The sequence below is a fragment of the Marisediminitalea oceani genome (genome assembly GCF_003731635.1).
GTDB lineage: Bacteria > Pseudomonadota > Gammaproteobacteria > Enterobacterales > Alteromonadaceae > Alteromonas > Alteromonas oceani.
The window spans coordinates 35,208-47,414 of record NZ_RCUA01000034.1 but is presented as its reverse complement, the minus strand read 5'-3'; the positions used below and the strand labels follow the sequence as shown (position 1 = coordinate 47,414).

At 50.1% G+C, this 12,207-nt stretch carries 13 protein-coding genes; 9 read left to right on the top strand and 4 right to left on the bottom strand.

Annotated elements, in window-relative coordinates; all coding sequences use genetic code 11:
• Window position 1 precedes the first annotated feature (1 nt).
• The 5 genes from rsxD (at window position 2) to D9T21_RS23125 (ending at window position 3,362) form a co-directional block, all read left to right on the top strand.
• Window positions 2-1,093: an electron transport complex subunit RsxD gene (gene rsxD / locus D9T21_RS11710; RefSeq protein ID WP_123325113.1), complete on the top strand. Its 1,092-nt coding sequence runs from the start codon at window positions 2-4 to the stop codon at window positions 1,091-1,093.
• On the top strand, window positions 1,093-1,743 hold the full coding sequence (gene rsxG, locus D9T21_RS11705; RefSeq protein ID WP_123325112.1) for an electron transport complex subunit RsxG: 651 nt from the start codon (window positions 1,093-1,095) through the stop codon (window positions 1,741-1,743). The genes rsxD and rsxG overlap by 1 nt, the downstream gene beginning before the upstream one ends.
• Complete coding sequence (locus D9T21_RS11700; protein ID WP_123325178.1) at window positions 1,739-2,434, top strand: electron transport complex subunit E; 696 nt, start codon at window positions 1,739-1,741, stop codon at window positions 2,432-2,434. Before rsxG ends, D9T21_RS11700 begins: the two co-directional genes overlap by 5 nt.
• A 5-nt stretch (window positions 2,435-2,439) precedes the next feature.
• Window positions 2,440-3,075, top strand: a complete 636-nt coding sequence (nth, locus tag D9T21_RS11695; RefSeq protein WP_123325111.1) for an endonuclease III — start codon at window positions 2,440-2,442, stop codon at window positions 3,073-3,075.
• A gap of 152 nt (window positions 3,076-3,227) precedes the next feature.
• Window positions 3,228-3,362, top strand: coding sequence for a hypothetical protein (locus D9T21_RS23125; RefSeq protein WP_277423857.1), 135 nt, complete (start codon window positions 3,228-3,230; stop codon window positions 3,360-3,362).
• Between the two features lie 45 nt (window positions 3,363-3,407).
• Here the strand turns inward: D9T21_RS23125 and D9T21_RS11690 are convergent, their stop codons facing one another.
• Window positions 3,408-4,526 (bottom strand): RNA polymerase sigma factor, encoded by a 1,119-nt coding sequence (locus D9T21_RS11690; protein ID WP_164464660.1) that lies wholly within the window; start codon window positions 4,524-4,526, stop codon window positions 3,408-3,410.
• Between the two features lie 407 nt (window positions 4,527-4,933).
• Between D9T21_RS11690 and gloA the strand changes: the two genes are divergently transcribed.
• Window positions 4,934-5,317, top strand: a complete 384-nt coding sequence (gloA, locus tag D9T21_RS11685) for a lactoylglutathione lyase (RefSeq protein ID WP_123325109.1) — start codon at window positions 4,934-4,936, stop codon at window positions 5,315-5,317.
• Between the two features lie 6 nt (window positions 5,318-5,323).
• Window positions 5,324-6,325 (top strand): glycerophosphodiester phosphodiesterase, encoded by a 1,002-nt coding sequence (gene glpQ / locus D9T21_RS11680; protein WP_123325108.1) that lies wholly within the window; start codon window positions 5,324-5,326, stop codon window positions 6,323-6,325.
• Between the two features lie 59 nt (window positions 6,326-6,384).
• Here glpQ and D9T21_RS11675 read toward each other — a convergent pair whose 3' ends face one another.
• Entirely contained in the window at window positions 6,385-7,266 is an 882-nt protein-coding gene (locus D9T21_RS11675) for a flagellar protein MotY (protein WP_123325107.1), read from the bottom strand.
• Window positions 7,267-7,472: 206 nt separating this feature from the next.
• Here D9T21_RS11675 and rnt point away from each other — a divergent pair, with 206 nt between their 5' ends.
• Complete coding sequence (gene rnt / locus D9T21_RS11670) at window positions 7,473-8,114, top strand: ribonuclease T (RefSeq protein WP_105936735.1); 642 nt, start codon at window positions 7,473-7,475, stop codon at window positions 8,112-8,114.
• Between the two features lie 104 nt (window positions 8,115-8,218).
• Here the strand turns inward: rnt and D9T21_RS11665 are convergent, their stop codons facing one another.
• Window positions 8,219-8,824, bottom strand: coding sequence for a peroxiredoxin (locus tag D9T21_RS11665; protein ID WP_123325106.1), 606 nt, complete (start codon window positions 8,822-8,824; stop codon window positions 8,219-8,221).
• A gap of 256 nt (window positions 8,825-9,080) precedes the next feature.
• Between D9T21_RS11665 and D9T21_RS11660 the strand changes: the two genes are divergently transcribed.
• Window positions 9,081-9,275: a (2Fe-2S)-binding protein gene (locus D9T21_RS11660; protein ID WP_105936733.1), complete on the top strand. Its 195-nt coding sequence runs from the start codon at window positions 9,081-9,083 to the stop codon at window positions 9,273-9,275.
• A 24-nt stretch (window positions 9,276-9,299) separates the two neighbouring features.
• Here the strand turns inward: D9T21_RS11660 and D9T21_RS11655 are convergent, their stop codons facing one another.
• On the bottom strand, window positions 9,300-12,122 hold the full coding sequence (locus D9T21_RS11655) for a TonB-dependent receptor (protein ID WP_241155700.1): 2,823 nt from the start codon (window positions 12,120-12,122) through the stop codon (window positions 9,300-9,302).
• Between the last annotated feature and the right edge of the window lie 85 nt (window positions 12,123-12,207).

The following is a 12,207-nucleotide window of genomic DNA, read 5'->3' as shown; positions in this document are numbered from 1 at the left end:
CATGAAGTTAGTACTATCGAGCTCTCCTCACCAGCATGTGCGACGCCGTACCGATCAGGTTATGCGACTGGTCATCTACGCCATGGTGCCCGGTGTGATAGCCCAGCTGTACTTTTTTGGCTGGGGCGTGCTGGTACAGATGCTTATTGCCCTGGCTACCGCACTGGTTTCAGAAAGTGCGATTGTGGCCTTACGAAAACGTCAGATTGGTCAGGCGCTACAGGATTACAGTGCCGTGGTAACCGCCCTGCTCTTAGCGGTTAGTTTGCCGCCACTGTTACCATGGTGGATGACTGTTATCGGGACGTTCTTTGCCATTGCAGTAGTCAAGCAACTGTATGGCGGTCTTGGCTTTAACCTGTTTAATCCTGCCATGGCAGCTTATGTGATGCTGCTGATCTCTTTCCCGGCCGCGATGAGCAGTTGGTTGCCTCCCGGCGAACTGGCCGCTCACGCCGTTACCTTCGGCGATGTTGTTAGCGTTATTTTTACCGGGTTCAGTCAAAGCGGATATGATATTAACCAGCTCAGAGCCGGTATTGACGGCGTCACCATGGCAACGCCGCTGGACTATGTCAAAACCCAGGTGAGCCAGGGTTACACTTATTCCGAGGCCATTAATCACCAGCAATTTACTGACAGCTTATGGTCGTCAGCCAGTCTGGGTTGGAGCGCGGTGGCGCTGGCCTATTTGCTGGGTGGTCTGGTGTTAATTCAACAGCGGATCATCAGTTGGCATATCCCCGCTTCGCTTATCGCAGGCGTTGCCGTCACCGCCACTTTTTTATCGATGATTAATGGTGATGTTTATGGCTCGGCATTGTTTCACTGTGTTAACGGGGCAGTATTGTTTGGCGCCTTTTTCATTGCCACCGACCCGGTTTCAGCATCCACTACGCCTCGCGGCCGGCTTATTTTTGGCGCTGCTATCGGCTTTTGGACGGTTATTATTCGCACCTTTGGTGGCTATCCCGATGCTATCGCATTTAGCGTAGTGATCATGAACATGGCGGTACCGCTTATCGATTATTACACGCAGCCCAAGGTTTACGGCCAGCAGCGCCCGGTTAAGCAAACGGAAGGAGAGCCCTGATGCCGCTAAACAGCATTACCAAAAACGGCCTTATTCTTACCGGTTTTGCCCTGGTTACCACTGGACTGATTGCCATTACCTTCGACGGCACCAAACAGCGTATTGATGAACAGCGGGCTAAAAAGAAGCTGGCAACCCTCAATGAGGTGGTTCCGCCAGCACTGTATGATAATCAGCTTTACGTGGACTGTATTACTATTGACGCCAGCGCTCTGGGTGATGAGCCCAAATCCGTTTACCGAGCACGCCAAGGCGGTAACGACGTAGCCTTGGCGGTAGAATTTACCGCCCCCGATGGCTACAGCGGCGATATTGACCTGATAGCCGGCGTTGCTATAAACGGTGAAGTACTAGGCGTAAGAGTATTATCACATCAGGAAACCCCAGGGCTTGGCGATAAAATTGAAATGAGCGTCAGTGACTGGATGCTGTCATTTAATGGTAAATCATACGATGAAGACCAGGCCAAGCGCTGGCAGGTAAAAAAAGACGGTGGTCAGTTTGACCAGTTTACCGGCGCCACCATTACTCCCAGAGCCGTGGTTGGCAGTGTAGCGCGCACACTGGCTTATGTTGAGGCTAACCAACATCAGCTGTTCAACACGCCGAGCAACTGTCAGGCCTCAGCGCCGACCGGAGGACAGCATTAATATGTTTAAGCAGCTCACTATTGATGGATTATGGAAAAACAATCCTGCACTGGTACAGCTTCTCGGGCTCTGCCCGCTGCTGGCGGTTACATCAAGCGTTATTAACGGCCTTGGCCTGGGTCTGGCTACGGCACTGGTTCTGATTGGCTCAAATGCAACCGTGTCGATCATTCGCCACTGGGTTACCCCGGCGATTCGTATTCCGGTATTTGTCATGATCATCGCCGCCTTCGTGACGATTATTCAGCTGTTGATGAATGCCTTCACCTACGAGCTTTACCTGGCTCTGGGGATATTTATCCCTCTTATTGTGACAAACTGCGCCATTATCGGTCGCGCCGAAGCCTTTGCATCAAAGAATCCTTTACCGGTTTCGGCATTTGATGGCCTGATGATGGGGTTAGGCTTCACGTTTATTCTGGTGGTGCTCGGCGGGCTAAGGGAACTGCTGGGTAACGGCACCTTGTTAAACGGTGCAGAACGCCTGTTTGGGGCAGGTGCCGAGAGCTGGAAAGTCACTGTTTTCACCACTGAGCATCCCTTTTTACTGGCCATTTTGCCGCCCGGCGCATTTCTGGGCATGGGCCTGTTGATTGCAGTGAAAAACGTTATCGATAAAAAAATGGCAGAGAAAGCCGCTGCCAGTGAAACCAAAACAGTTGTCCGCGCGCGGGTAACTGCAGAGAGTTAGATGTAATGAATAAAGCCAAACGACTGGAAATTTTAACCCGTCTTCGTGATGCCAATCCGCACCCGACCACTGAGCTCAATTTTTCCAGCCCTTTTGAGCTGCTGGTTGCGGTAACCTTATCTGCTCAGGCCACCGATGTAAGTGTCAATAAAGCGACCGATAAGTTGTTTCCGGTAGCCAATACGCCTGAGGCCATTTATGCACTGGGCGTTGACGGTTTAAAAGAGTACATTAAAACCATTGGCCTGTTTAATTCGAAGGCGCAAAACGTCCATAAGCTTTGCCAAATCCTGATTGAACAACATAACAGTGAAGTACCAGAAAGTCGCGAAGCCCTGGAAGCGCTGCCCGGCGTAGGCAGAAAGACCGCTAATGTGGTGCTTAACACCGCCTTTGGCTGGCCCACTATCGCGGTAGACACCCACATTTACCGCGTTTCCAATCGCACCAAGTTTGCCATGGGCAAAAATGTCGATAAGGTCGAAGAGAAGCTCCTTAAAGTCGTACCGAAAGAGTTTAAGGTTGACGTTCACCATTGGCTGATCCTGCATGGCCGGTATACCTGCCTGGCCAGAAAGCCTCGCTGTGGTTCGTGCATTATTGAAGATTTGTGCGAATACAAAGACAAAATCGACGACTGATCCTGAAACTCATTACAATCCTGCTGCTCCTGAAGGTAAATTTCATCCGGCGTAACACCTAATCAGTTGTCAGCTTGAGCATCCGGTAGTGGTTAAGCAGCCTTCCATAAAGCGTTATTTTGACCTTGACGTCAGTCGGTTAAAAATGGACTTTGCTTTTAAATAAGGACGTCAATTATACCGGCCAAAACCTGATGGTAGCCAATCAATACCGCTCTCAGGTACTTCCCCATCAGCACAATCGCTATGTGCTGTTTAATCAGGACTCAGGATACGATCACCCGTAAATGCCTGCTTGCACCGCCACGTCGGCTGCTGCCGGCCTTTTTTCATTACAATCGGCCGCTGCCTATCAGCCCGATAATCATACTGGCAAAACCAACCAGCAGCGCGCCGTACAGGCCAATGTTACCCCAACACCGTTGCCAGAAGGCCTGGCGCTCTGAATCAGCCGATAAGGTTTTACTATCGAACAGGTCATACATTATCACCCGCTGCATTTTCTTAACCTGTACGCTTAACCCTCCGGCAAATAAAGTATAAGCCAGTACTGGCATTACCCAACCGGTAGTTAACTCATAAGCAGCAGCCAGCAATACGCCAGTGGCCAGTACCCAGATGATGGTGATTTTGCGCAGCTGTTTAAGGCGTACTTTCTGACTTTCCATGGTCATATTCTTAAGCGGTAGCCGGGTACTCCAGAACACACTCAAAGCACCCAGTAAAGCAGCAAAGAATGCGCCGCTTAGCAGAATTTTCAGCACACCAGCACCGCCTGATTTCGCTAATACCGTGCCACCAGAAGCCTGGGCAGGCGCGCTGACACTGACTCCGGCCAGTAATATGGAAGTAATAGTTAACGTGGGTGCAGTGGTTAAAATAAGCTGGCCATAGCGTTCCAGCAAACTGGCTTTTAATGCTTTGCGCGCCCGGCTTAGGCGCTGGCGAACCAGCTCCGGCGAAACAGAAAGTAACTCTGCAACCTGACTGGCAGACTGATCTTCCCGATAATACAGCAACACCATTTCCCGGCTTTCTTCAGGCAGTTCATCCACCACTTGCTTAAGGAGCAATCCTGTTTGTTCGCGGCTCAGGCGGGTCTCTGGCGGCAATTCGTCATCACAATAGGCGGCGAATAAGGCATCAGCCTCCTCACCGCCCACACGGTCTGCCAGACGATTATCGCGCAGGTAGTTATAGGCCGCATAGCGCGCCGACTGACGTACCCAGGGTAAAAAGCTGGCCGCATTTTTAAGCGTGTGCAGCTTTTGCCAGCAACTGATAAACACCTGCTGGGTAATTTCCTCACTGGCATCAAGATCGCGGGTTATCGCCAGCGCGATGCTGGCTATGGTATTACGACTGGCCGCCACCAGCCGGTTGAATGCGGACTCATCGCCCTGCTGTGCGGCAATCACATCGTCACTTGAAATCACGCTTTGTGCACTCATTCTGTTGCTCCTTGCTGAGAGGTGGTCTCTCCCTGACACACTGCACTTAAAACATGTGCTTCTGCGTTTGCCACCCATACCGCAACTATAATGGCAACAATGACTCCTAAAGTGGGATTTCGAGTCTTACTGCACAACCTGGTTAGTTTATTCTTCATTGTACTGGCTTCCTTTAAGCATCCATTTTATATAAGGAAACTGCCAATCACCAAAGTGTGACACTACTGCGAAAAAAAATCACAATTCCTTTCAACGCCCTGGCGCGACGTTCAAACCAGCTATTTAAGCTGCTGGTCACAATTTACTTTAATCTGCTTTGCAGATTAATTACAGTGCCACAATAAACGCTGTCACTGTCATACGGTTGAAAAACAGCTGAATCATAATATCTGATTAAGGAGCTTTTTATGCGAATGTTACACACCATGTTACGGGTCAAAGACCTGGATGATTCCCTGGCGTTCTACGTGGATACCATGGGCATGAAGTTACTGCGTAAAAGCGAGAATACTGAATACGAATACACCCTGGCATTTGTAGGTTATGCCGATGAGTCTGAGCAAGCGGTCCTGGAATTAACCTACAACTGGGGAGATAACGAGTATGACCCTGGCAATGCCTATGGTCACGTTGCCTTCGCCGTTGAGGATATCTATGCCTTTTGCGAACAGCTGGAAACAAAAGGTGCAGATGTTTATCGCAAACCGGGGCCGGTAAAAGGCGGTAAAACCGTGATTGCCTTTGTTCGCGATCCGGACGGTTATGCCATTGAATTAATCCAACCTGAGTAACCTTTTGTGTTAAAACTCTCTTTAAAAACACTGCGTATCCTGTCATTGACCGCTCTGGTGTCATTTCAATCCATGGCGTTCGATATTATTGCTCATCGCGGCGCGTCGGGTTACCTGCCGGAGCATACGCTGGCGTCCACGGCTATGGCCTACGCCCAGCAACCAGACTACATTGAGCAGGATCTGGTGATGACCAGCGATGGTCATCTGGTAGTGTTACATGATATTCACCTGGAAACGGTCACCAATGTAGAAACGGTATTCCCCAACCGGCACCGCGAGGACGGCCGTTATTATGCGCTGGACTTTACCCTGGCAGAACTCAGGTTATTAAACGTCCACGAACGCACCGATGCAAAGGGCAAGCAGGTCTATCCAAATCGATATCAGGGCAATGGTCAGTTTACTGTTGCAACATTTGAGGAACATATCAGCACTATCCTTTCTCTTAATGCGACTACCGGTGGTTCCGTGGGTTTGTATGCTGAAATCAAATCCCCTGCCTGGCATCGGGAACAGGGCGTGGATATCAGTAAAGCGGTGCTTGAGGTATTGCGCGAACATCATCTCGATGATGCCAGTGCCAATATTTATATTCAGTGTTTTGACTTTGAAGAAATCAAGCGGCTTCGTCGAACGCTTGGCGCAAAGGTTAAGCTTATCCAACTCATTGCAGAAAACAGCTGGCAGGAAACGCCAACCGACTACGATGCACTGAAAACGGAAGCCGGTATGCAGGAGGTTAGCCGGTACGTTCAGGGGATAGGCCCGTGGCTCGGTCACGTTACCCGTTACGAGCAAAATCAGCCCACCACCGAACTCACCACCTGGGTACAGGCGGCTCAACAGGCTGGTCTGCTAATACATCCCTATACCTTCCGAACTGATGCCCTGCCACCGGGTATTTCTGCCTCACAGCTGCTGATGCTGATGGTAAAAAAATGGCAGTTTGACGGCGTCTTTACCGATCAGGTGCCGCCGGTGAAACGCTTTCTTCAAAGCCAGTAACCACCAACCCTATAAAAAAGCCGCGAAAGTTATCGCGGCTTTTTTATGCTTCATCTGATTCAGGATTTCGCCATCCTGACCACTACCCTACGGTTTGTTGCCCGCGACTGACTGGTGGTATTGGGCGCAATATGACGTTTCTCACCGTGCCCGGTGATTGCAATGCGATCCTCACCTACACCTAAGTCGGTAAGGAAATTTTTTACTTCGTTGGCGCGTTTTACCGATAGTTGCTGGTTATTCCAGGAACCGCCGTAGCTATCGGTATAGCCATCAAGCAGTACCAGTTCCAGCTCGTTATCTTCACGCAAATAGTCACCAATCATTTGCAGGCGTCGTTTGGAGTATTTAGATAACTCGGTAGAGTTTTTCTCATAGCTCAGCACTGTGTAGCTGATGTCATCAAAGCTGTATGGCAGTAAGTTAGCTACGCAGCTGACAAACTCCTGATATACCGGCGCAAAGTTACTGGCATTCAGCCCTACAGCAACTTTGTCATTCGGGTTGTACCAATCCTGATAATAAATGATTGGCCAGAACCCTTTTTCCAGCTCGCTGAGCATGGTCCAGGCGGTATCTTCGGGCAAGTCACCATCGTACTGGGTGCGCAATGTCATATCAGCAATTTGCCGGGCCCTGACGCCGGGCATCCACTTCGGGGGGACCGCATAAACCGCCGCCGTGCCAAACTTCTTAGGCAGCAGATTCATATCCAGCACAAACTCCATGTTGAGCTGCTTGGACGCCTCACTGGTAAACTGGGCTTCACCGTAACCGGGTAATGCATGACTGAGAGTACAGCTGAGCCGGGTTTGCTCGCTGAGTTGCCACTGTGAGCTTTCTACCGTTGAATGGTACTGACGCAGCGATGCCTGCACAGGCGCAGCAGCCATCCCTAACAATCCAATGGAAAATGAAATAAGCGAAACCGATTTCAACATGTATAGCCTCAGCAATCGATAAACCTGTTAACCTTCGTCTCTATCTTATCGTCAACGAACAATAAAAGTTTAGGACCGGGTAGATAGTCAGCGCTAATATTGACATAATTCTCCCCCTGATGAGAACTGAAGTTTGCTTAACCGAACACCGGGTCCATTCACCATTACCGTCAGGTTTACTATTTAACCACCAGATTTAGAGTGATATGTCACAAACAATTCCCCCCTTGTCACAACGCTTCAGAGGCTACTTTCCGGTCATTATTGATGTCGAGACTGCGGGCTTTAATGCCGCCACCGATGCCTTGTTAGAAATTGCAGCCGTGACTCTGAGCATGGACAGCGATGGTATGCTGGCGCCGGCCGAAACCTTTCATGCGCACATTACGCCGTTTGAGGGGGCAAACCTGGAACAGGCCGCACTCGATTTTAATGGTATCGATCCGGACTGCGCGTTACGTGGCGCAATTAGTGAAGATGAAGCGATGAAAGGATTATGCAAACATGTTCGCAAGCTGCAAAAAGCCGCGGACTGCCAGCGCAGCGTAATCGTGGCGCATAATGCCACGTTCGATCAGGGGTTTGTGAATGCGGCGATTGAGCGGTGTAATATTAAACGTACGCCATTCCATCCGTTTGTTTCATTTGATACCACCACACTTGCCGGGCTTGCTTTAGGACAAACGGTACTGGTGAAAGCCTGCCAGGCCGCCGGCATCAGCTTCGATCAGAACGAAGCTCATTCTGCCCTCTACGATGCCGAAAGAACCGCCGAATTATTCTGCTATATCGTTAATCGCTACGCCAGTCTGGGCGGCTGGCCATTGCCCGTACCTGACGAAAACTAAGTTTAACAATTAACGCTATAACCAAGTCGGGGCTTGCCTGGCCGATAAAATTAAAGCAAAAAAAAGAGGCACCGGAGTGCCTCTTTTCATTAACTAATTCTTGATTAAAGTTCTTCTGATTTCTCAGACAGATACTTTGCAACACCGGCAGGGCTTGCGTCCATACCCGCTTTACCTTCAGTCCAGCCAGCCGGGCACACTTCACCGTGCTCTTCGTGGAAGTCCAGGGCATCAACCATACGTAACATTTCGTCGATGTTACGACCTAAAGGCAGATCGTTAACTACCTGATGGCGCACCTGACCTTCTTTGTCGATCAGGAAAGAACCGCGGAATGCAACACCTGCTTCCGGATGCTCCACGTCATATGCCTGACAAATTTCGTGCTTGGTGTCGGCAACCAGCGTGTATCTAACCGGGCCGATTCCGCCTTCGTTTACAGGGGTGTTACGCCATGCGTTGTGCGAGAACTGAGAATCGATTGATACACCGATAACCTCAACGCCACGCTTAGTGAATTCTTCGTAACGCTTATCAAAAGCAATCAGTTCTGACGGACATACAAAGGTAAAGTCCAGTGGATAGAAAAAGACAACTGCTTTTTTGCCTTTAATGGCTTCGCTCAGGGTAAAGCTGTCAACAATTTCACCACTGCCTAACACGGCTGCTGCAGTAAAATCCGGGGCTGGACGTCCAACAAGTACGCTCATATCTATTCTCCATTTTCATTATGTGAATGGCAGTAGTTGTGATCTATATCACATCAGTATCTGCTGCTGCCTGATATAGTGAGTGCAATAAATGAAAATACAATTGACGTTACAGACTTTTTTAAACTCATCAGACCAGATGACCTGCTATTTCCCGGATATGTGACCAAATCGTCATAATTCTGCACAAAATATTTGCAAAAACCTCAAATAACAATTATTATCATTTGCATATTGGTATTGGAGTTTATCTTTTATGTATGTCTGCATGTGTTACGGTGTAACAGATACCGCGATACGCAAAGCGGTAACCGACAGTGGCGTTGGCAATATACGCGATCTGCGTGAGCAGCTTCAATTGGGCTCGCAGTGCGGCAAATGCATACAAATGGCCCAACAGGTCATCGACTCGACCATCATTAACGAAAGTTTATTTAAGGACGTTGGCTAACGTCCTTTTTTATATCCCCCTGTTTTACCAGCCCGCTTTTAACGTAATAAACCCATAACGCCCATCAAACCCACCCGGACTCGTTGACGGATATTTCGCTCCGGCAACAAAGCGATGTGGATTGAGTTCGGGCTGGGTATTAAACACATTGTTCATCCCTACCATAAACTCCCAGCTGTCAGCCAGTTGATAGGACCATCGCGCATCCAGGGTGAAACGCCCGGACGATTCGATATCGTAGCCGGCGGAAGCGTCGAGATGATCTTCATAAAAGGCACCAAAATAATGAACTTGCCAGGCTAACTGGTGCGCGCCGAATGATTGCGTCAGGCTGATGTTGGCCCGGTAAGCTGGCAGATTGTCTTCGAGCATGCGGATCCGCTGGGTCGTCAGATTTACGGTGCCGTCCCGTTGCTCATAATCCTGAGCGGTCACACGGATCACCTGGGTATCGGTCCAGTTTAACGTGGCTAATAACTGATGCTGCCAGCCCTGCAAGTCAAACTGCCAGTTAAACACCAAATCCAGTCCCCGGGTGCGGGTATCAAAATCGTTGGTGAAAAACTTCGCGCTGCGATAGGTTTCAGCCTCTTCAAACCCCTGTTCAAGTAATAACCCGATGGTTTGTTCATCCAGTTCTATGGCCGACGTTGTGCTGATACGATCCGCTAAATAGATCTGATAGAAATCCAGGGTAAGTTGCGCAGCAGGCGACAGACTGGCCATCAGGCCCACACTAAAATTAACCGATTCTTCCGGGGTCAATTCGCGGGCTCCCAGCTTAACCGCCACACTATTAGTGGGCGGTAACGTGATCTGATCTTCCAGTCCATTAAGACCAAATTTAGTACTGATATTAATAATATTACTCTGCCCGACCGTGGGGGCTTTAAACCCGGTACTTACCGAAGAGCGATACGCCAGGGTTTCAGTAGCCTGCCAGCGAAGGCTTAACTTACCGTCTACGTGGGTACCGAAGTCAGAAAAGTCTTCCGCCCTGAACGCCGCAGTAGTCAACCAGGTATCACTGAAAGGCATGGTTAAATCCACATAAACAGCCCGTGTTTCACGCTGCCACTCACCGGATGTTTCTGGTCGATAGCCGGGAAAGCCATTAGCGCCCACCGAAAACCCTGCGCTCACGCCCTGGCGATTTTGCGCAAAACGTCCTACCTCGTATGAAGCCTGCTCGCCAGCAATTTGTCGGTAGCGTTCGCTGCGCCATTCCATTCCCAGCGCCAGGGTAAATGGTTCATAAAAGCCGGTAGGCAGGCTTTTGAGTAGCCCGATACTGGCATTACGTTCTATTTGTGCAGCCCCCCCTGGCCGAAATGCGGTGGGCGAATCAGGCCCAAGTGAGGGGTTAACGGTGTTATTAATGTAATAGCGAATACCAGAATAGCCAGCTCCGACACTTACGTCGTAATGCCAGGCATCTGCAAACTCACCGCGGCTGCCGGCGTAAAAAGTGCCATCTTTCACCCGGCCACCAAAGCGCGGCGTAAACCCGCCTGGAAACCATTCGTTAAAAGCAAAACAATTACGACCCACCGCACTTTGTTCATCGGCAATTTGTTGGTACTCAACACTGGCCAGCACATTACCACCAGTTAACAGAATGGTAGGGCATTCAATGCCCTCATCTAAGCCGTCCAGGTCGGCAATTAGCAGTTCATTAGGCTGGTTCGTTCCAGTGACGAATACGCCCTGCCGACGCTGAGGATTGCGGAAATAAAACTCACCTTCCATATCCCGGCTGGTGCCCAGCGCAAAAGCGTATATCTCATGCTGGCGGGAAACAGGCACAGCTAAATTCGCCGCCAGTTTAACATCACGATCCATGGCCGCACTGCCCCACTGTTGCGCAGGTATTGCGATAGCTTGATTGCCGGCATCCAGCAGTGCCTGGGCATCCTCGCGCTGAACACTGCGGTCGGTAGGTTTCTGCTGTTGATACTCTGCGCTAAGCTGCAGTGCTCCGTTTTGGCCAATGGCCAGCCCCTGACTTACATGCACGCTGACCTGCTCACCATCACCGGCCGAATACTGCCCGCCGGTGAGTGTAATACTGCCCTGCCCCGGCGTACTTTTTAATTTGAAGTTCATCACCCCGGCAATGGCATCGGAACCATATTGTGCCGCAGCGCCATCGCGCAGTACTTCGGCCTGTTCAATAGCACTTACCGGCAATACGGAAATATCCGGCCCCTGGGCACCATCAGACAAACCGCCGCCCAGAAATGTGATTACGGCAGAACGGTGACGCCGTTTGCCGTTTACGAGCGTTAGCGTGTGATCAGAAGCCAGCCCGCGAAGATTTGCCGGTCGCACCAGCATAGCTGCATCGTTAGTGGTTTGCGCACTGACATTAAATGATGGGATCACCTGAGTTAAGGCGTCGAGCATGGTCTGACTGCCGGCAAAAAAAGGATTGTCGGTAGCAATGATATCCAGTGGAACCGCCGAATCGTATGCTCCCCGCGCCGATGCCCGGTTACCCAGCACCGAAATACGCTCATAGACTGGCCCTTCATCAATGGTTACTTTTGGGCTTTCTTCGCTAAGCTCGTTAACCGAAGGCTCAGTCTGTCTGGGAACAATAGTCAGGTAACCTTTGTTATCCCTGTGAATGGTAAGAGGAGAATTTTCTAATAAAACGTTTAACGCGTCTTCGAGGGAGTATTGCCCCTGGATCCCAGGTAAAACAACCTGCTGGGCCAGCTCAAAGGGAAACAATAACGTCGTTCTGGCCTGACCGGCCAGTTCGATAAGGGATTTATCGGCGGTTTGTGGCCTTACGGAAAAGTCATATTGCGGCGCTGTGGAGTATTCCTTAACAGCGCCCAAAACAGGTGCTGCCGGCCCGGCAGCCACCAGCAGAACAGTAAAAAGCCAACAATGAGAACAACGTTTGCGCAATGTTACTTGTTAA